At 70.9% G+C, this 19,390-nt stretch carries 20 protein-coding genes; 13 read left to right on the top strand and 7 right to left on the bottom strand.

Annotated elements, in window-relative coordinates:
• Positions 1 to 427: 427 nt before the first annotated feature.
• On the bottom strand, positions 428 to 2,185 hold the full coding sequence (locus miv_RS22550; RefSeq protein WP_244748656.1) for a putative bifunctional diguanylate cyclase/phosphodiesterase: 1,758 nt from the start codon (positions 2,183 to 2,185) through the stop codon (positions 428 to 430).
• 288 nt (positions 2,186 to 2,473) lie between these two features.
• On the opposite strand from miv_RS22550, the gene miv_RS22545 reads away from it, so the two are divergent.
• Positions 2,474 to 4,525: a YgiQ family radical SAM protein gene (locus miv_RS22545; RefSeq protein ID WP_058619157.1), complete on the top strand. Its 2,052-nt coding sequence runs from the start codon at positions 2,474 to 2,476 to the stop codon at positions 4,523 to 4,525.
• A gap of 182 nt (positions 4,526 to 4,707) precedes the next feature.
• On the opposite strand, the gene clpB is transcribed toward miv_RS22545, so the two are convergent.
• Positions 4,708 to 7,347 carry an ATP-dependent chaperone ClpB gene (gene clpB / locus miv_RS22540; protein ID WP_207178987.1) on the bottom strand — a complete coding sequence of 880 codons (2,640 nt, stop codon included), beginning with the start codon at positions 7,345 to 7,347 and terminating at the stop codon, positions 4,708 to 4,710.
• A 263-nt stretch (positions 7,348 to 7,610) separates the two neighbouring features.
• Here clpB and miv_RS22535 point away from each other — a divergent pair, with 263 nt between their 5' ends.
• Positions 7,611 to 8,387, top strand: a complete 777-nt coding sequence (locus miv_RS22535; RefSeq protein ID WP_207178985.1) for an MOSC domain-containing protein — start codon at positions 7,611 to 7,613, stop codon at positions 8,385 to 8,387.
• A 4-nt stretch (positions 8,388 to 8,391) separates the two neighbouring features.
• Here the strand turns inward: miv_RS22535 and miv_RS22530 are convergent, their stop codons facing one another.
• Positions 8,392 to 8,601 carry a hypothetical protein gene (locus miv_RS22530; protein ID WP_048428827.1) on the bottom strand — a complete coding sequence of 70 codons (210 nt, stop codon included), beginning with the start codon at positions 8,599 to 8,601 and terminating at the stop codon, positions 8,392 to 8,394.
• Positions 8,602 to 8,886: 285 nt separating this feature from the next.
• Here miv_RS22530 and argB point away from each other — a divergent pair, with 285 nt between their 5' ends.
• The 5 genes from argB to miv_RS22505 all read left to right on the top strand — a co-directional run bounded on the left by argB (position 8,887) and on the right by miv_RS22505 (position 11,772).
• Positions 8,887 to 9,810, top strand: a complete 924-nt coding sequence (gene argB / locus miv_RS22525) for an acetylglutamate kinase (RefSeq protein WP_048428801.1) — start codon at positions 8,887 to 8,889, stop codon at positions 9,808 to 9,810.
• A 141-nt stretch (positions 9,811 to 9,951) separates the two neighbouring features.
• Positions 9,952 to 10,683, top strand: a complete 732-nt coding sequence (locus miv_RS22520) for a pyrimidine 5'-nucleotidase (RefSeq protein WP_048428800.1) — start codon at positions 9,952 to 9,954, stop codon at positions 10,681 to 10,683.
• A complete protein-coding gene (locus miv_RS22515) occupies positions 10,680 to 10,817 on the top strand; it encodes a hypothetical protein (protein WP_165602101.1) in 138 nt (45 codons plus the stop codon). The genes miv_RS22520 and miv_RS22515 overlap by 4 nt, the downstream gene beginning before the upstream one ends.
• A 20-nt stretch (positions 10,818 to 10,837) precedes the next feature.
• Entirely contained in the window at positions 10,838 to 11,260 is a 423-nt protein-coding gene (locus miv_RS22510; protein ID WP_048428799.1) for a metallopeptidase family protein, read from the top strand.
• A 227-nt stretch (positions 11,261 to 11,487) separates the two neighbouring features.
• A complete protein-coding gene (locus miv_RS22505) occupies positions 11,488 to 11,772 on the top strand; it encodes a hypothetical protein (protein WP_048428826.1) in 285 nt (94 codons plus the stop codon).
• A gap of 98 nt (positions 11,773 to 11,870) precedes the next feature.
• Here the strand turns inward: miv_RS22505 and miv_RS22500 are convergent, their stop codons facing one another.
• From miv_RS22500 to miv_RS22485, 4 genes are all read right to left on the bottom strand, one after another.
• Positions 11,871 to 13,100 carry a hypothetical protein gene (locus miv_RS22500; protein ID WP_058619161.1) on the bottom strand — a complete coding sequence of 410 codons (1,230 nt, stop codon included), beginning with the start codon at positions 13,098 to 13,100 and terminating at the stop codon, positions 11,871 to 11,873.
• A 103-nt stretch (positions 13,101 to 13,203) separates the two neighbouring features.
• The gene (locus tag miv_RS22495; protein ID WP_244276352.1) at positions 13,204 to 13,629 is read right to left on the bottom strand and encodes a hypothetical protein; all 426 of its coding nucleotides are present in this window, start codon (positions 13,627 to 13,629) and stop codon (positions 13,204 to 13,206) included.
• A 78-nt stretch (positions 13,630 to 13,707) separates the two neighbouring features.
• Positions 13,708 to 13,974 carry a hypothetical protein gene (locus miv_RS22490; RefSeq protein WP_207178983.1) on the bottom strand — a complete coding sequence of 89 codons (267 nt, stop codon included), beginning with the start codon at positions 13,972 to 13,974 and terminating at the stop codon, positions 13,708 to 13,710.
• Positions 13,975 to 13,978: 4 nt separating this feature from the next.
• The gene (locus miv_RS22485; protein WP_207178981.1) at positions 13,979 to 14,992 is read right to left on the bottom strand and encodes a WD40 repeat domain-containing protein; all 1,014 of its coding nucleotides are present in this window, start codon (positions 14,990 to 14,992) and stop codon (positions 13,979 to 13,981) included.
• Between the two features lie 323 nt (positions 14,993 to 15,315).
• Between miv_RS22485 and miv_RS22480 the strand changes: the two genes are divergently transcribed.
• The 6 genes from miv_RS22480 (at position 15,316) to miv_RS22455 (ending at position 19,382) form a co-directional block, all read left to right on the top strand.
• Positions 15,316 to 15,720 carry a response regulator gene (locus miv_RS22480; RefSeq protein WP_048461063.1) on the top strand — a complete coding sequence of 135 codons (405 nt, stop codon included), beginning with the start codon at positions 15,316 to 15,318 and terminating at the stop codon, positions 15,718 to 15,720.
• Between the two features lie 38 nt (positions 15,721 to 15,758).
• Positions 15,759 to 16,253, top strand: coding sequence for a photosystem reaction center subunit H (locus tag miv_RS22475; RefSeq protein WP_207178980.1), 495 nt, complete (start codon positions 15,759 to 15,761; stop codon positions 16,251 to 16,253).
• A 267-nt stretch (positions 16,254 to 16,520) separates the two neighbouring features.
• Positions 16,521 to 17,063, top strand: a complete 543-nt coding sequence (locus miv_RS22470; RefSeq protein ID WP_244748655.1) for a Tat pathway signal protein — start codon at positions 16,521 to 16,523, stop codon at positions 17,061 to 17,063.
• Positions 17,064 to 17,104: 41 nt separating this feature from the next.
• The gene (locus tag miv_RS22465; RefSeq protein ID WP_048426681.1) at positions 17,105 to 17,797 is read left to right on the top strand and encodes a MotA/TolQ/ExbB proton channel family protein; all 693 of its coding nucleotides are present in this window, start codon (positions 17,105 to 17,107) and stop codon (positions 17,795 to 17,797) included.
• A 99-nt stretch (positions 17,798 to 17,896) separates the two neighbouring features.
• Positions 17,897 to 18,379: a protein TolR gene (gene tolR, locus miv_RS22460; protein ID WP_207178979.1), complete on the top strand. Its 483-nt coding sequence runs from the start codon at positions 17,897 to 17,899 to the stop codon at positions 18,377 to 18,379.
• A 4-nt stretch (positions 18,380 to 18,383) separates the two neighbouring features.
• Positions 18,384 to 19,382 (top strand): TonB family protein, encoded by a 999-nt coding sequence (locus tag miv_RS22455; protein ID WP_207178978.1) that lies wholly within the window; start codon positions 18,384 to 18,386, stop codon positions 19,380 to 19,382.
• Positions 19,383 to 19,390: the final 8 nt, after the last annotated feature.

Raw genomic sequence — 19,390 nt, 5'->3', positions numbered from 1 at the left:
GCATATTTACAGAGGGTTAGCTCTCGAAGGAGAAATGCGAATCCGCTAGCCCACACGGGAGAGGGGAAATGCACCTTCAATTTTTTTTGGGCCGATCAAGCAGAAATTAGATGAGAGCCTGTTTGGCTGGTTGCTTGAGTCGGTCTGGCGCCGACATTGCCGCTTCACCTCGTCATCCTGGGGCCGCGCAGCGGAACCCGGGATCCATAACCGCTGACGGTGCCAGGCGAAGCGTGACGCTTGTCGCCCGATCCTTGAAGCGTCGGCGATGATGGATCCCGGGTTCCCGGCTACGCCGGGCCCCAGGATGACGATGGAGGATTTTCGATCCACTCTCGCAATCAAACGGGCGCCCAGACGACACCCGACATGGGCCCCGGATCGCGCATCGTCCTCGGCGGCCGTCCCCGATGTCGTCCTCGTGCGATCAGGCCGCCCTCACCCGGCCGTACCGGATGATCGCGTGGTCGGGGATCGACGGGGCGCGGGTCTTGGCGGGGCTTGCCGGCGCGGGGTTTGCCAGTGCGGGGTTTGCCAGTGCGGGGTTTGCCTCGGCAAAGCTTGCCCGAGCCGGATGTGCCGGGATTGGTTCGGCCGGGCCGGCGAGGGCCGGGATGGCGACCCGCGCGGCCGGGGCCGCCGCGAACAGGGCGTCGATCTCCGGTTTCGGCATCGGCTTGCCGAACAGGTAGCCCTGGCCGAAGTCGCAGCCCTGGCCGGAGAGCCAGTCGACGCTGGCATCCGTCTCGATGCCCTCCGCCGTCGTCACCAGGCCCAGGCTGCGGCCCAGGCTGATGATGGCGTCCACGAGCTTGGCGCGTTCCTCGCTCAGCGTGATGGTGTCGACGTAGGACCGGTCGATCTTGAGCTTGTCGAACTTCAGCTCGCGGAGATGGTAGAGGCTGGAATAGCCGGTCCCGAAATCGTCCAGCGCGATGCGCACGCCGAGGTTCTGGAGCGACGTCAGGGTGGTGCGCGCCGCCTCCAGGTCCTGCACCAGGGCGCTCTCGGTGATCTCGACCTCGAGGCGGCTCGGGGAGAATCCGGTCTCGGCCAGGATGCCGAGGATCCGCTGCGCCAGGCCGCGGTCCTGGAACTGCTGGGGGGCGATGTTGACGGCGAGCTGCAGGTGCGGAGGCCAGGAGACGGCGTCCCGGCAGGCCTGCTGCAGCAGCCGGTAGCTGAGGTCGGCGATCAGGCCGGTCTCCTCGGCGATCGCGATGAACTGGTCGGGCCCGAGCAGGCCGCGGGTCGGATGACGCCAGCGCGCCAGCACCTCGAAGCCGACGCAGTCCCGGCCCGGCAGCGCGACGACCGGCTGGTAGAACGGCTCGATCTCGCCGTTCTCCACCGCCTCGCGCAGCTCCGCCTCGAGGGCGGCCCGCTCGCGCAGCTCGGTATCCATCGCGTCCTCGAACACCCGGAAGGTGCCGCGGCCCTCGCGCTTGCCCTGGTACATCGCGAGGTCGGCCGCGTGCAGGAGCGCGTCGGCGTCGTGCTCGGCGGTGACGAGGGCGATGCCGACGGTCGCGCCGATCTTCACCTCGCCGTCGTTCCAGGCGATCGGCGCCGTGAGGCTCGCGATCACCTGCTGGGCCAGCCGCTTGATGTTCTCGATGCTGCCCGTGAAGGGCGCCAGCAGGGCGAACTCGTCGCCGCCCAGCCGCGCGGCCATGCCGCCGGCCGGCAGCAGGGCGCCGAGGCGATCGGCCACGCTGCACAGGACCGCGTTGCCGGCGGCGTGGCCATAGAGGTCGTTGACCGGCTTGAAGCGGTCGAGGTCGATCAGGAACACCGCCGCCCGCTCGCCCTCGCCCATCCGCCGGCGGGCGTTCTCCACCGCCTCGACGAAGTGGCGCCGGTTGGTCAGGCCCGTCAGGGCGTCGTGGCGGGCGATCGCCTCGGCCTGCCTCGCGGCGGCGTCGCGTTCCAGCATCGTGCGGCGCAGCGTCAGCGACTTGCGGATGATCGCCCCGGACAGCGCCACACCCATACACCCCGCCAGCATGACGAGATCGAGCAGGCCGTGGCGCAGGGAGAAGGCGATCGCGACCTCGAAGATGCCGAGCACGCTGCCGATCAGGTAGCAGCCGGCCCCGATGATCAGCAGGCAAAGCGTCTCGTATAACTCGCCCTTACCCCAGGATCGGCCTTCGACCCAAGTTTTACGCCACGCCCTCGGCATGAACCGCCCCGGTTCCACATCCATTTGACAGTGATTGTCGCAGTCTCACCTGACTATGCCGTTAATTCCCGGATCGGCATTGCGTGGAACGGCCGGCCGACCGGGGCGGATCGGGTTCCGGAGACCCGCTTGCCGGCCTTCGCCGGCCTGCCGTCGGGGAGCGCGGAACCGCCCCGCGCGACGCGGCTCGCCCCAACGCAAGCTCGGCCGGAACCATGCCCGGTCTCGATCCCTGTGTTGATGGAGCCTTCGTTGATCTTGCGATCCCGGAGGATTATGCAGGCGCCCATGGACCTCCAAGCTTCCGCCGAACGATCCGTGGCCCCTGTGGCGGCCCTGGCCTGCAAGTCGCCGCCCGCCGGCAAGGCCGCCCCGTTCCTGCCGATGAGCCGCGCCGAGATGACGGCGCTCGGCTGGGACGCCTGCGACATCGTGCTCGTGACCGGCGATGCCTATGTCGACCATCCGAGCTTCGGCATGGCCATCATCGGCCGGCTGCTCGAGGCCCAGGGCTTCCGGGTCGGCATCATCGCCCAGCCCGACTGGCAGTCGGCCGAGCCGTTCAAGGCGCTCGGCCGGCCGCGGCTGTTCTTCGGCGTGACCGGCGGCAACCTCGATTCGATGGTGAACCGCTACACGGCGGACCGCCGCCTGCGCCACGACGACGCCTACACGGCCGGCGGCGAGGGCGGGAAGCGACCGGACCGCTGCACCATCGTGTACACGCAGCGCTGCCGCGAGGCCTACAAGGACGTGCCGATCATCCTCGGCGGCATCGAGGCCTCGCTGCGCCGGATCGCCCACTACGATTACTGGTCCGACAAGGTGCGCCGCTCGATCCTGGCGGACGCCAAGGCCGACCTGCTCCTCTACGGCAACGCCGAGCGCGCCGTGGTCGAGGTGGCGAACCGCCTGGCCGCCGGCGAGGCGCCGCACGAGCTCGAGTCGGTGCGCGGCGTCGCCCTGTTCCGGCGCGTGCCCGAGCACTACACCGAGCTGCCCGCCGACGACCTCGATTCCGCCGACGAGGCCGCCGCCCGCAAGGCCGGCGAGACGGTGATCCGGCTCCCGGCCTACGACGTCGTCAAGGACGACAAGGAAGCGTATGCCCGCGCCTCCCGCGTGCTGCACCGGGAGGCCAATCCGGGCAATGCCCGCCCCCTCGTCCAGCGTCACGGCGACCGCGACCTGTGGCTGAACCCGCCGCCGATCCCGCTCACCAGCGAGGAGATGGATTCGGTCTACGACCTGCCCTACGCGCGGGCCCCCCACCCGTCCTACGGCGACGCCAAGATTCCCGCCTGGGACATGATCAAGTTCTCGGTGACGATCATGCGCGGCTGCTTCGGCGGCTGCACCTTCTGCTCGATCACCGAGCACGAGGGCCGCGTCATCCAGAACCGCTCCGAGGGCTCGATCCTGCGCGAGATCGAGCGGATCCGCGACAAGACCCCGGGCTTCACCGGCGTGATCTCGGATGTCGGCGGGCCGACCGCCAACATGTACCGGATGGCCTGCAAGGACCCGAAGATCGAGGCGGCGTGCCGGCTGCCCTCCTGCGTCTTCCCGGACATCTGCCCGAACCTGAACACCTCGCACGACGACCTGATCCGCCTCTACCGCAAGGTCCGCGAGGTGAAGGGCGTCAAGAAGGTGATGGTCGCGTCCGGCGTGCGCTACGACCTCGCGGTCAGGAGTCCCGAATACGTCAAGGAACTCGTCACCCACCACGTCGGCGGCCGCCTGAAGATCGCGCCCGAGCATACCGAGCGCGGCCCCCTCGACCTGATGATGAAGCCGGGGATCGGCACCTACGACCGCTTCAAGGAGATGTTCGACGAGGCGGCCAAGCAGGCGGGCAAGAAGTACTACCTGATCCCGTACTTCATCGCGGCGCATCCCGGCACGACCGACGAGGACATGCTGCAGCTCGCGCTGTGGCTCAAGAAGAACGACTACCGGGCCGACCAGGTCCAGACCTTCCTGCCCTCGCCGATGGCGACCGCCACGGCGATGTACCACACCGAGGTCAACACGCTGAAGGGCGTGCGGCGCGGCGGCAGCGAGCCCGTCGAGGCGATCAAGGGCCTGCGCCAGCGCCGCCTCCACAAGGCGTTCCTGCGCTACCACGACCCCGAGAACTGGCCCCTGCTGCGCGAGGCGCTGCGCGAGATGGGCCGCGCCGACCTCATCGGGCCGCGGCCGGACCAGCTGGTGCCGTTCTCGCAGCCGCCGGGGACGGGCTTGGGCACGGGCAAGGGGCGGGGCCCGCAGCGGCCGGTACGCCCGGCGGGCGGCGGCCAGCGCTTCACCACCAAGGGCGTGCCGCTGAGGAAGTGACGATCCTGCGCGCCTGACGAGCGAGCGGTCGGTCATCGATTGGATGCCGGGCCGCTACGCGATCCGTAACGGCACGGGCCGTCGGTCAAGATCCTCGTCCGAGGGCCCGGAGCGGCGGCCTCGGGCCGTTGCGACGGCGAAGGGGCCCGCCTCCCGAAGGAAGCGGGCCCCAGCAGGCTCCGTCAGTTCAGCAGGGCACGCGCCGGCCGACGCTCGTCGGGAGAGACCGACTGGTCGCCGATGAACAGGCCGGCGGGACCGAGGCGCACCGGCACGGTCTCGCCGTCATGGACGCGGCCGGCCAGAATCTGCTCGGCGAGGGGATCCTGCACCGCCTTCTGGATCACGCGCTTCAGCGGGCGCGCACCGTAGGCCGAGTCGTAGCCCTTGTCGGCGAGCCAGGCGCGGGCGTCGGGCTCGATGTCGAGGGTGATCTTGCGATCCTCCAGGAGCTTCGCGAGGCGCCCGAGCTGGATGTCGACGATCGCCCCCATCTCCTGCCGCTGCAGGCGGTGAAAGAGGATGATCTCGTCGACCCGGTTCAGGAACTCGGGGCGGAAGTGCGAGCGGACCACGGTCATCACGTCGTCGCGCACCACGTCGGTATCCTGGCCCTCCGGCTGGTTGACCAGATACTCGGAGCCGAGATTCGACGTCATGACGATCAGCGTGTTGCGGAAGTCGACCGTCCGCCCCTGCCCGTCGGTGAGCCGGCCGTCGTCGAGAACCTGCAAGAGGACGTTGAACACGTCCGGATGCGCCTTCTCGACCTCGTCGAACAGCACGACCTGGTAGGGCCGGCGCCGCACGGCCTCGGTCAGCGCCCCGCCCTCCTCGTAGCCGACATAGCCCGGAGGCGCGCCGATCAGGCGGGCCACCGCGTGCTTCTCCATGTATTCCGACATGTCGATGCGCACGAGCGCCGTGTCGTCGTCGAACAGGAAGCCGGCCAGCGCCTTGGTCAGCTCGGTCTTGCCGACGCCGGTGGGGCCGAGGAACATGAACGAGCCGATCGGCCGGTGCGGGTCCTGAAGGCCGGCGCGGGCGCGCCGCACCGCGGTGGAGACCGCGATCACCGCCTCGTGCTGGCCGACGACGCGCTTGCCGAGCGCCGCCTCCATCCCGAGCAGCTTCTCGCGCTCGCCCTCCAGCATCTTGTCGACCGGCACGCCGGTCCAGCGCGACACCACGCCGGCGACGTGGCTCGGCGTCACCGCCTCCTCCATCATGCCCGAACCGTTGCCGCGGGACCCATCCGCGCCGCGCGCCTCGATCTCGGCGAGTTCCCGCTCGAGCCCCGGGATGATGCCGTAGGCGAGTTCGCCCGCCTTCTGGTACTGGCCCTGGCGCTGCGCCGCCGCGAGGTCGTTGCGCGCCGCGTCGAGCTTCGTCTTCAGCTCGGCTGCCCGGCCGAGCTTGTCCTTCTCGGCCTTCCAGCGCGCGGTGATCGAGGCCGACTGCTCCTCGAGGTCGCCGAGTTCCTTCTCCAGCCGCTGCAGACGGTCGCGGGAGGCGGAATCGGTCTCCTTCTTCAGGGCCTCGCCCTCGATCTTCAGCCGCACGATCTCACGATCGATGTTGTCGAGTTCCTCCGGCTTCGAATCGACCTGCATGCGCAGGCGCGAGGCCGCCTCGTCGACGAGGTCGATCGCCTTGTCGGGCAGGAAGCGGTCGGTGATGTAGCGGTTCGACAGGGTCGCGGCCGCCACGAGCGCCGAATCCTGGATCCGGACCTTGTGGTGCTGCTCGTACTTCTCCTTGATGCCGCGCAGGATCGACACCGTGTCCTCGACGGTCGGCTCCGAGACGAAGACCGGCTGGAAGCGGCGAGCGAGCGCCGCGTCCTTCTCGACGTGCTTGCGGTACTCGTCGAGCGTGGTCGCGCCGACGCAGTGCAATTCGCCGCGGGCGAGCGCGGGCTTGAGGAGGTTCGAGGCGTCCATCGCCCCGTCCGCCTTGCCGGCGCCGACGAGCGTGTGCATCTCGTCGATGAACAGGATGATCTGGCCCTCCCCGGCCGTGACCTCGGAGAGCACGCCCTTCAGCCGTTCCTCGAACTCGCCGCGATACTTTGCGCCGGCGATCAGCGCGCCCATGTCGAGGGCGAGGAGCTGCTTGTCGCGCAGGCTCTCCGGCACGTCGCCGTTGACGATGCGCAGCGCCAGCCCCTCGACGATGGCGGTCTTGCCGACGCCGGGCTCGCCGATGAGAACCGGGTTATTCTTGGTGCGCCGCGACAAAACCTGGATGGTGCGGCGGATCTCCTCGTCGCGGCCGATCACCGGGTCGAGCTTGCCGTCGCGGGCCGCCTCGGTGAGATCGCGGGCATATTTCTTCAGGGCGTCGTAGGCGTTCTCGGCCGTCGCGTTGTCGGCGGTGCGGCCCTTGCGCAGCGCGTTGATGGCGCCGTTGAGCGAGGCCGCGGTGACGCCGGCCTGAGCCAGGATCTTGCCCGCATCCGTGTCCTTCTCGACCGCGAGCGCAAGCAGCAGGCGCTCCACGGTGACGTAGGAATCGCCCGCCTTCTCGGCGGCCTTTTCCGCGGTGTCGAACAGGCGCATCAGCTCGCGGGTCGCCTGCGGCTGCGAGGCGCCGCCCGAGACCTTCGGCTGCTTGGCGAGCCACGCCTCGGTCTGGGCCAGCGCGACGCGGGACTGGCCGCCGGCCCGGTCGATCAGGCCCGCGCACAGGCCCTCGGGATCGTCGAGCAGCACCTTGAGAACATGGGCGGGCGCCAGCTGCGGATGGCCCTCGCGCAGGGCCAGCGACTGCGCCGATTGCACGAAGCCCCGCGCCCGTTCGGTGTACTTTTCGAAGTTCATGAATGCGCTCCTCCTTGGCCGATCCTCCCGCCCTCGTGACGAGGCATCGGTGGGACCGAAGGGTTCGCCCTCGCGCGGTCGTCGCGCGCCGGGCGCCGGCCCTTCCAGGAAGCTGCCGGCTCTCCCCATGTGGTGTGACATATCGGTAACACAAGGGGCGCGCCCTCGATTTCACGGTCACGAGACATGCGGTGCGCGGATGCCTCGACGGGCGCCCTCCGGGTCCGATTCCCAGCTGCGGCGAATCCGGATAGGCATGGGGCATGAGCAGCCCCGCCCTGACCGTCACCGCCCTCCATCGCTACCCGGTGAAGGGCCTCTCTCCCGAGCCCCTGACGACGGCGGCGCTCACCGCCGGCGGCTACTTTCCGGGCGACCGGCTCTTCGCGGTCGAGAACGGCCCGGGCGGCTTCGACCCGGCTTCGCCGGTGCATCAGCCGAAGATCAAGTACCTCATGCTGATGCGCAACGAGGCCCTGGCCCGGCTGATCACGCGGTTCGACGATGCGAGCGGCGTGCTCGCCATCCGCGAGGGCGACCGGGAGGCGGCGCGGGGCGACCTCGCGACGCGCGAGGGGCGGCTCGCCATCGAGGCATTCTTCCGCCGCTACCTGCCCAAGGAGCTGCGCGGCCCGCCGAAGGTGCTGGCGGCGCCGGACGGCTACCGCTTCACCGATTCGCGCAGCGGCTACGTCTCGCTCATCAACCTGGCGAGCGTCGCGGCGGTCGAGGACATGGTCGGGGCGCCGGTCGATCCCCTGCGCTTCCGCGGCAACCTGCACGTCACCGGGTTGCCGGCCTTCGCCGAGCTCGACCTCGTCGGGTCGGAACTCGTGACCGAGGGGGGCCTGCGGCTGAAGGTGACGAAGCGCATCGTGCGCTGCGCCGCGACCAACGTCGATCCCGTCACGGGCGCACGCGACCTCGCGATCCCGGAGGCCCTGCAGAAGACCCTCGGCCACGCCGATTGCGGGATCTATGCCGAGGTGGTCGTCGGCGGCGAGGTGCGGAAGGGGGATGTGCTGCGGGTGGTGGGCTGAGCGCTCACCGCTTGGCCGGCAGCCAGGCCGGCTCCGGCTCCTGGCGCGGCAGCACCGCCGCCACGGCGTCGAGGTCGACCGTGTAGCTGTCGGTCAGCAGGCGCCAGAGGTCCTGGCGGCTCGCGGCGCGGTCGCTCAGCGAGGTCACCGTGGCGGCGAGCAGGGCGGGATTGGTGAGGGCGGGACGCGGCAGGAGGAGATCGGCGGGGCGCATCGTCGGCATCCGTGGAACCGTCCCCAGATTGTGCCGATCATAGTAAATTCCTGGTAAAGCCGAGCGGGACGGACGCAGCGAAAGCGGCCGTCATCCCACCGTCGCGCAGCGTCGCCAGAACCCCGGCCCGACACCGACGGTCCGACGCGGGGCGCGGTCGTCGCCCCGGGGCCGTCGCTCGCGCGTTTTCGGTGTGACAGGCCGCGCGATGATGCGTAGAACCCCGCGCCGACCGCGCGCCGCGACGGTACCGCGGCCCGACCTTGCGAGAGGAAACCCGCCACGATGAGCGATTCCGGAGCGGACAAGCAGCCCGACGTCCAGCTGCCCAACGTCCATGTGCGGGCCGAGGTGCTGGTGCAGGCGCTGCCGCACATGCAGCGCTACGACGAGGAGGTCGTGGTCATCAAGTATGGCGGCCACGCCATGGGCGACCGCGCCGCCGCGGAGGACTTCGCCGAGGACATCGTGCTCCTCGAGCAGTCGGGCCTGAAGCCCGTGGTGGTCCATGGCGGCGGGCCGCAGATCGGCCGCATGCTCGACCGGCTCGGCATCAAGTCCGAGTTCCGCGAGGGCCTGCGCGTCACCGACGAGGCCACCGTCGAGGTGGTCGAGATGGTCTTGGCCGGCTCGATCAACAAGCAGATCGTCGGCTGGATCTCGGCCGAGGGTGGCAAGGCGATCGGCCTGTGCGGCAAGGACGGCAACATGGTGCGGGCGCGCCGCGCCGCCCGCACGGTGACCGATCCCGACTCGCACATCGAGCGCCACATCGATCTCGGCCTCGTCGGCGAGCCCGAGCATGTCGACCGCACGGTGCTCGACGCGGTGCTGAAGGCCGAGCTGATCCCGGTCCTCGCCCCGGTGGCGGTCGGCGCCGACAACCAGACCTACAACGTCAACGCCGACACCTTCGCGGGCGCGATCGCCGGGGCGATGCGGGCCAAGCGCCTGCTGCTGCTCACCGACGTGCCGGGCGTGCTCGACAAGAACAAGAAGCTGATCCCGGAGCTGTCGATCGAGGATTGCCGCCGGCTCATCGCCGACGGGACCATCACGGCCGGCATGATCCCGAAGATCGAGACCTGCATCTACGCCCTGGAGCAGGGCGTCGAGGCGGTGGTCATCCTCGACGGCAAGGTGCCGCACGCGGTGCTGCTCGAGCTGTTCACCGATTACGGCGCCGGCACGCTGATCCGCCGGTCCTGACCTCCCGCCCGCCGGCTTGAGACCGGGCGGCCGACCCCACGGCCGCCCGACCCGTGAGACCTTTCTTTCGACTTCCCTTCCGCCCCGCCTCGCTTATCTTGGGTGCCCGGGGCCGTGGGGCCCCCTCCGCCGGATCGTCCCTTGCTCCTGCCAGGCGAGAGCCACCTCACCGCCCCCGCGGCCCGCGGCTTCTCCGGGGTCGACACCTGGGTGTTCGACCTCGACAACACCCTCTATCCCCACGACGCCCGCGTCTGGCCGCAGGTCGACGAGCGCATCACGCTCTACGTGATGAACCTGTTCGGGCTCGACGGGATCTCGGCGCGGGCGCTGCAGAAATACTTCTATCATCGCTATGGCACGACGTTGCGTGCGCTGATGGCCGAGTGGAAGATCGACCCCTACGATTTCCTCGACTTCGCCCACGACATCGACCATTCGAGCATCGCGCTCGATCCGGGGCTCGGCGTGGCGATCGAGAGCCTGCCCGGCCGCAAGCTGATCCTCACCAACGGCTCGCGGCGGCACGCCGAGAACGTGGCGAAAAAGCTCGGCATCCTCGATCATTTCGAGGACGTGTTCGACATCGCGGCGGCCGATTTCGTGCCCAAGCCCGAGCGTAGCGCCTACGAGAAGTTCCTCGACCGCCACGGGGTCGACCCGACCCGCTCGGCCCTGTTCGAGGACATGGCCAAGAACCTCGTCGTCCCGCACGACCTCGGCATGGCGACGGTGCTGGTGGTGCCCCGCACCATCGACCCGTTCCGCGAGAGCTTCGAGCAGGAGGCGGTGCGCGCGCCCCATATCGACCACATCACCAACGACCTCGCCGGCTTCCTGACCGACCGGGTCGCCCCGGCGCTCGCGGCGTGAGCCGGCCGGACGGTCACGGACCGGATGCCCACGACCCGGTGGAGGTCTGGGGCCGGCGCATCGGCCGCGGGCTCGGTGCCGTGGCGCTCGTTGGGCTGGCCTTCCTGCTCGGCCGGCAATTGCAGTGGTGGTGATGCCCTCGTCCGGAGATCCGATGTCCGAGACCGACTGGAGCGGGTGCAAGGCCCCCGACCTCGCTGCCTTCGAGGCCCTGGCCGAGGACGCGTTCGCGCGCCTCCCGGAGGCGTTCCGCGCCCTGTGCGAGGGCGTGGTGATCCGCGTCGAGGATTTTCCCGACGACGAGACCCTGGAGGAGATGGGCTGCGAGACCGAGTTCGACCTCCTCGGCCTGTTTCGCGGCACCGGCCTCGCCCAAGGCGGCGGCGCCCTGACCCTCGCCACCGGGCAGTTTCCCAACATGGTCTGGCTCTACCGCCGGCCCCTCCTCGATTACTGGGCCGAGCACGACGAAACCCTGGGCCATCTCGTCACCCACGTCCTGGTCCACGAGATCGGCCATCATGTCGGCCTGTCGGACGACGACATGGCGGCGATCGAGGCGGCGGCGGAGGCGTGACGGGCCCGATGGGCCTAGCTCTGACGCTCTAGGACGCGCCCCGTTAAATCGCGCCCTTGCGACGGCGCAAACCCTTGGTTCGTCGGCCTTTTCGAGAGAGGGAACCGCACCTCTCAACCCCGAATATGCCCTAGGGTAGTATAACGGCAAGACGGTTGCCGGCGGCCGGCCTCCTCCCCTATCGGCGAGGACGGACCGGCGATCCGGTCGTCATCGCGATCCCCGACATGGCCAGCCGCATCACCCTCGATCCCGTCCGCATCGACACCGGCAGCACCGACAGCGAGGGCCGCCTGGCCTATCGCGACGGACACCTCATCGGCGTTCTGACACTGCTCGACCCGGACCTGCACGAGGAGCTGGGGGTCGGCCGGCACTGGTTCCTGGAGGCCGGATTCGGGCGGATTGCCGACGAGCCGCGCCCGCCGGCCTTCCCGACCCTCGATGCCGCCCGCGCCTGGCTCGCCGACCGGATCACGGGCCTCTCCCAGCCCTGTGACCTACGGCGTTGAGGCCACGCCGCGCTGCGCGGCGGCATTTTGGGGTCAAGCCGCGCTGCGCGGCGGCATTTCGAGACTACGCCGCGCTGCGCGGCGGGCATTTTCCGGGGTCAAGCTGCGCTGCGCGGCGGCAGGGCACTCGCCTTCGGCCGGCTGGTGCGGAACTGGCCGCGCTCAACGGCGATGAAGACCAGCACCACCACGGTGACGCTGGTGAACCACCAGCTCGCGGTCGTGCCGATGCCGAGGCAGGCGGAGGCGAAGGCGGTGGCGGCCGTCGCCATCGCGCCGGGGGTCAGCACCGGGTGCTCGCGGCCGGAATGGCGGATGCCGGTCCACAGCACGAAGGCCGCCGCGAAGGCGCCGACGATGCCGAGCTCGTACCAGATCTCGAACAGCAGCGAGGCCGGGGCGTTGATCGGCAGCATGCCGATCACCTTGCCGCGCAACGCCGTCTCCAGGCCGTGGCCGGTGATCAGGCGCAGCGGCTCGGTCGTCACCACCCGCTGCCAGGCCTTCAGCGACAGGATCGTCGGGTGGAGCGGGCCGAGTAACGGGGTGAGCAGCGGCCGCAGCAGGAACGGCAGCAGCGGCGCCAGCGCCACGAGGCCGGCGGCCACGCCCGCGGTGACCCGCACCCCGAGCCCCTGGCGCCAGGCCGAGAGGGCGAAGGCGGCCGCACCGACGGCCAGGGCGAGCAGCGGCACCGGTCCGGGGGCGAGCACCAGGGCCACCGCCGTCGCCACGGCGAGGCCGAGGGCCTGCATGTCGCGCCGGCGCGAGCGCAGCCAGGCGGCGGCGGGCCAGACCAGCAGGGCGAGCAGCATCGCGCCGCGTTCGAGGGCGCCGTCGTCCTCGAGGGCGCTCCGCACGGCGGTGCCGCTGGACAGCCCCAGCAGGATCGCCCCGATCGCCGCCGCGCCGACGCCGAGCGGCAGGAGGTAGAGGTTGGCCGAACGCATCCGGTCCGGCAGCGCGAGGTAGCCCGCCACCGTCAGACCCACGGTGGCGGCGAGGTTGAGCAGGCGCTCGCTCGCCGGGCCGGGAAACGGCGTCCAGACCAGCGACAGGGCGCACCAGCCCAGCAGCAGGCCGCCGGCCAGGATCGCCCGTGCGCCGCCGAGGCGGGCCAGCCCGGCTCCGAGGGGGCGTTGGGCCCCGTCGAGGAGGGCGGCGATGATCAGGAGCGCGATGCCGATGGGCGCCAGGATCACCACCGTGCGCCGGGACACCAGGGCGGTGACCGGGATCACCACGGTCAGGTTGAAGAAGGCGAGGCGCCGCAGCAGCGCCGCCGCATCGACGGCGGGATCGGTGGTGTGCGACGTCGCGCGCGGCATGGCGGCAATTCCGGCTGGCGGCCCGACGGGCGCCGTTCTCCCCTCCTAGTCGAGAGGGCGGTCCCTCGCTGTAGATGGCGGGCAACACTGAGGCGGGCGTGCCTCAGCCGGGCGGCTGGAGGGCGGGCAGCAGGTCGTTGTTCTCTTCGATCCGCAGCATGCGGACGTCTACCACCGCCGCCCGGAACCAGGGGCATTCCCGCGCGACCTCCTGGACCGCCAGCACGCAGCGAACCGGGTCGACCTTCTCGTTTCCGAAATAGACGCTACCCTGCTGCCGGTCGAAACCGTGCCGTTCCAGCACGCGGGCGATGTCCTGGTAGCCATTCTGCCAGGACGAATTGTGATACTGATTCTTCAGTGTCTCGGTGTCGAGATCAAAGCAGATCGCGTACACTCGCGTTCCCCAGGCCGGCCTATTCGGAATCAGGCTGGGTAAAGGACTATCGCTTTCTTGACGCTGCGGCAACAGCGGCTTTCGGCGCCGGGTCTTCATGCGTCTGCTGCTGGCCTCGTCGCGGATCGACACCCGGGGTATCCGGATATCCCATGAATCCGAATGTGGACGCTTCCCCCGTCCGTGTGAAGCACCCGGTGCGGTGCGTCTTCAAGACCGGAGCGCCGCCGCCACGTCCTCGTCCGTCACCGCCTCCAGGGGCTTTTCCACCTTGCAGGCCCGCGAGCGATCCCCTGCGCGCATCACCAGGATCACCGTCTCGGTGCCCGGGCAGGCCGGATCGGCGCAGACGATCTCGTTGACCGTCACGCTCACCTCCGGGCCGAAGCCGCCGAGTCGGCGCGCGGCATCCGCCACCCGGGCCCGCGCGGCGGCGTCCGGGCCGGAGCGCCGCCGGAAGGCGCCGAGGAGGCCCATTGCCCTACCGGGGCAGGTTCAGGAGGCCAGCCTGCCCGTCGGCGCAGCCGAAGGCGAGGTGCTCGCCCCCGGCGTGCCAGCTCAGCGCCGTCACGGTGCTGCCCCGCACCGCCGGGCGCACCAGGAGCTCGGAGGCGTCGGTGAAGCGGATCAGCAGCACGCAGCCATCCTCGTAGCCCGCCGCCAGGACCGGGGATTTGGGGTGGAAGGCGACCTGCGAGACCCGGGCCGGGCGCACCCCGCATTCCCGCGGCGCCTTGCCGGTCGGGCCCTCCTTGGAATCGAACGGCCACACGATCACCGCGTCGGCGCCGCTCGTCGCCAGCCAGTCGCCGTCGGAGGACCAAGCATAGGAGCGGACCTTGGCGGGGTAGCCGCTCATCCGCATGTGGCCGCGGTCGGGCTGGAGGCGCCAGCCGTGCAGGGCATTCTCCTGCATGGTGGTGATGACGAACCGCCCGTCCGTCGACCAGGTGACGTCGATATGCGAGCCCTTCCAGGTCAGGGGCTCCGGCGGCGTGTCGAGATTCGGGTACCACAGGGTCGCGCCGCCGTAATGCGACACAGCGAGCCGGTAGCCCTTGGGCGCGAAGGCGAGGCCGCGGGCGGTCGACGGCGCCTCGAAGGTCTTTTCCCGGCCCTTGGCGTCGCGGGCGACGACGCGCTTGCCCGCCGCGAAGGCGAGGCCGCCATCGGCATGCAGCGCCAGGGCGTCGATCCAGGCCGCGCCTTGCGCGGTCGCCACCGTCTCGGTCGTGCTGTCGGCCTTCACCGCGACGACCCGGCCGTCATCGCCCCCGGTGAGAAGGCGCTTGCCGTCCCCCGCCGCCACCAGGATCCCCGCATCCGGGTGGGCCTCGACCCGGGCGGTCTCGCCGCCCGCGTGGACGAGCAGCACCGCCCCGTCGCCGAGGGCCAGGGCGAGGCTGCGGCCGAGCCAGTGCGCCGCGACGACGTGGGCGCCGGCCGCGACGTCGGTGACCTGCTGGGTGAGGGAGGGGGCAGCGGAGGCGCTCATCGCTCGTCTCTGAACCTCTGGGGCATCGGCCGGGCAGGGAGGGGCCGGTTCTCCCGAGCCCGGGGGGCGGGCCTCTCACACGGGAAGGCGCGGCGCAAGGGGCTGGGCACAGGACAGGTCGAGAGGCCTGGCCGGGACGGGAACGGTTCCCACGGGCGTTAACCGCCCCTCCCGCAAGGTTAAGGCTTCGCTCACCAAACCCCGTCAATTCGAGGGATCCGCCCCGAACACGGCCGCGGTTCCGGCGGTTCTTCCCGCGAACCGTCACCGGAACGCGGCCCGAGCGGACCGGCGGCCCCCACCCTCCTGGAGCGAGTTGCGTCATGATCCAGTCTGCCTACGCGGCGATGGTGCCGCCCGCCGCCCTCCCCTGGGAAACGGTGCTGGTGGTCGAGGACGAGGCGATGGTCTGCGAGATCGCCGCCGAGGCCTTGGCGGACGAGGGCTACCGGGTGCTGACCGCCGCCGACGCCGTCGAGGCGGAGCGCATCCTGCAGGCCGAACAGGTCGACATGCTGTTCACCGACATCGATCTCGCCCGCAACACCAACGGGGTCGCGCTGGCCCGCGACGCCAGGCGCCACTGCCCGCGCCTGCCGGTCGTCTATACTTCGGGCGGCCGCCACGCCCTTCCGGCGGGCGAGGCCGTCACCGGCTCGGTCTTCGTGCCAAAACCCTACCGCCCGAGCCAGATCGTGGCCCTCGCCAACCGGATCCTCGGGCACTGACCCGGAAAAACCCTCTTCACTTCAGGAGCCAGACACCGATGCGCGCGCCCTTCGTCATGACCGGTCTCCTGGCCGGCCTCCTCGCCGTCCAGGCCCTGACCGCGGGGGCCAAGGACGCGGCGGCCCCGGCCCCCGCCCCGGCAGCGGCACCCAGCGCGACCTGTGACATCGTCGGCCTGCGGCTGGAGGACGTGATCGCCAAGTCGCCGGAACTGAAGAAGTCGGCCAACGAGCAGGCCGTGCGCGACCTGCGCACCCTGCGCGACGCCGCGGTGGTGCTCGACACCTACAAGCACCCGAAGGTCTGCGCCCAGGTCCTGGCGGTCCTGCGCGGGTTGATCGCCGATCCCGAGCGGGCGATCGACCAGGGCGGCGACACCGACGAGGAGAAGGCCGAGGCCGTCGAGCAGGCCCGCAAGCCGAAGGTCCAGGAGAGCAGGGATTCCGAGGGCAAGGGTTCCGAGGGCAAGCCGGCGGAGAGCAAGGCGCCGGCCAAGTCGCCGGATGCCGCCCCGGAGACCACGAAGAAGTAGAGGTTCGGGCGGCAACGAAATTGCCGAATCTTCCCTATCCCGTGTAACAGATTGGAATTCCTCTGAGTTTCGCCGGTGGCCTTGATCCGGCCCGGTCCCCTCGCTAGTTCGTCTCTGCCGGCGGTCCGGGGCTTGCCCGGGCCGGAACCGGCCTTGTCCGACGAACAGGAGCGGGAGCCGCAAACGGCGTCGCGCCGTCGCCCGCCAGGGCCGACGGACCGCGCGTGGACGGCCCGTTCGCGTTCGCCGTCCAGAGGAGTTCGAGACGTGCTCACGCAAGGGTTGCCGCGGCGCCGGGGTCGGATCCCCAGCCTGGCCTTCCGCCTCGTCCCGTCGCTGGTGCTGCTCGCCGCCGCGGCTCAGCCCGCTGCCGCGACCGAGGCCCGGGCGACCGAGGCCCAGGCGACCGGGGCCCAGGCGACCGTGACGCAAGCGGCCGCGACCCCGGCCGGCGCGGGCGCACCGCTGCGCGTCGAGCTGAACAAGCTCGAGACCGCCGGCGACACCTGCAAGGCGGTGATGATCGTCGAGAACGGCAAGGGCGGCGCGATCAAGTCGCTGCGCCTCGACCTCTACGCCTTCGACACCGACGGCGTGGTGCAGAAGCGCAGCATGGTCGAACTCGGCCCGGTGCCGGCTCGCAAGACGGCGCTCCGCCAGTTCGAGATCGCTCCCACCCCCTGCGCCCAGGTCGGCCGCGTGCTGCTCAACGACGTGGCGGCCTGCGAGGGGCACGACCTGACCCGCGAATCCTGCCTCGAGCGCATCGAGCCGTCCTCCGCCAAGGGCGCCGCGCCGTTCGTGCGCTGACCGCCGCTTCCCCCACATCCCTGCTCCCGGAGACCGCCGAGATGGATCCGACCACCGCGCCCGCCGCGACTGCCGGCCACGACTTCTCCTTCCTCGGCCTCTTCCTGCAGGCCGATCCGATCGTGAAGGGGGTGATGATCCTCCTGGTCCTGGCCTCCCTGGTCTCCTGGACGATCATCATCGAGAAGGTGGTCCGCATCGCCGGGGCCCGCCGCCAGGCCAAGGCCTTCGGCCGCCTCGTCGCCAGCGGCGGCATGCCGGAGGCGCGCTCGGGCATCTCCGCCCGGGTGGTGGCCGCCGCCCAGGAGGCCTGGCGCGACCAGGACGCGAGCGAGACCCGGGCCGAGCGGCGCGAGCGCATCGAGCGCGCCATGCGGGCCGCCCTCACCCTCGACCTGAAGCGGCTCCAGATCGGCCTGCCGTTCCTGGCCAGCGCCGGCTCGGCGGCGCCGTTCATCGGCCTGTTCGGCACGGTCTGGGGCATCATGAACTCGTTCTCGTCGATCGCGAAGAGCCAGGACACCAGCCTCGCCGTGGTGGCACCGGGCATCGCGGAGGCGCTGTTCGCCACCGCGATCGGCCTCGTCGTCGCGATCCCCGCGGTGCTTGCCTACAACAAGTTCTCGACCGATCTCGCCAAGGTGCAGGGGTCGTTCGTGGCCGGGATCCAGACCCTGGGCAACCGGCTGGCCCGCGACCGCACCCACCACGCCCGCAGCGCCGCCGCCGAGTAGCGCGCAGCACGCGAAATCCGCGCGGGGTCCTGCCCCGCGCCCGTCGAGTTCACGACTTCGCCTGTCCTCAAGCGGCAGGCTCCGGGAGAGGCCCGCCAGATGGGTATGGGACCTGTGCAGGGCGGCGCCGGCGACGAGGATGGCTTCGACGCCGCGCCGATGTCCGAGATCAACGTCACCCCGATGGTCGACGTGATGCTGGTGCTCCTGATCATCTTCATGGTCGCCGCACCGCTCATGACCGTCGGCGTGCCGGTGCAGCTGCCGAAGACCGCCGCCGCCAAGAGCGCCGAATCGAAGAAGCCGGTCGTCGTCTCGGTCGACAAGGACGGCCAGGCCTTCCTCGCCAAGGAGCCGCTGCCGGCCGACACGGCGCTCGCGCGCCTCAAGCAGGCGGCGGCCGAGGATCCGGGCCAGACCGTGCTGGTGCGCGGCGACAAGGACGTGCCCTACGGCAAGGTGATGGAGGTCATGGGCCTCGTCGGCCAGGCCGGCTTCGCCAAGGTCTCCCTGATCGCCAACGCGCCCTCGGGTGCACCCGCTGCCCCTGCGTCTGCCCCTGCCCCGGCGGCCCCACGCTGATTCGATGAGCCAGACCGTGACGACCGACGCGCCCGAGCCGCGCGAGCCGGGAACGGGGCTCGGCCTCGCCTTCCTGGTGGCGCTCGCCCTCCATGCCGGCGGCCTGTTCGCCCTCACCTACTGGCGTGCCGCCCCGACCCCGCCGGGCGAGAACGAGATCACCATCGATCTCGCGCCCGATCTCGCGGCGGTCGACGTGCCGAACGAGTCGAAGGACAGCGAGGCCACGCCGACGCCGACCGACGTGACCGCGCCGACCACGACGCCGACGGCCGAGCCGCCCTCCGACACCGTGCCGGTGGAGACGCCGCCGCCGCCCGAGACCAAGGTCGAGGAGACGCCGCAGGAGACGCCGGTCGAGCAGGTCCCGGCCGAGACGGTGCCGATGGAGAAGCCGCCCGACCCCGTGACCGAGGCGGTGCAGGAGCCCGAGGAGCAGGTCGTCACCTCGACCGCCCAGGACGCACCCGCGACCGTCGTGGCCCGCCCGGTGACCGAACCCAAGCCCGAGCCCAAGCCGCTTCCTAAGCCCGTGGCCAGGCCCAAGCCCGTCGAGCGGCCGAAGCCGGTCGAGAGGCCCAAGCCCGTCGAGGCGAGGAAGCCGCCGCCGAAGCCCACGCGCGACGTCAAGCGCGAGGCCGAGCAGGCCGCCGAGCGCCGCCTGGAAGCCGCCCGTCAGCGCCGGGCCGCGGCCTCCGCCTCGCGGATGAACGACGGCGGCTCCTCGGCGGCGGCGAGCGCCAACGCCGCCCGGATGTGGGGCGCGATGGTGCGCGGGGCGATCCAGGGCCGCGTCCGCAGCGTCGGGGCGAGCGGTACCGCAACGGTCCGGTTCACCGTGTCCCGGTCCGGCCGGGTGCTCGGCGCCTCGCTCGCCGGGAGCAGCGGCAACGGCAGCATCGACGCCGCGGCCGTAGCGGCGGCCTCCGGCAGCCTGCCGCCGGCACCGCCCGAGTTCACCGGCGCGCAGCAGAGCTTCACCCTGCCGGTGCGATTCAACTGAGGCCGACG

The sequence above is a fragment of the Methylobacterium indicum genome, from assembly GCF_017347565.1.
In the GTDB taxonomy this organism is placed as follows: domain Bacteria; phylum Pseudomonadota; class Alphaproteobacteria; order Rhizobiales; family Beijerinckiaceae; genus Methylobacterium; species Methylobacterium indicum.
The sequence above is the reverse complement of the archived record's forward strand: the minus strand, read 5'-3'. Positions and strand labels throughout refer to the sequence as shown.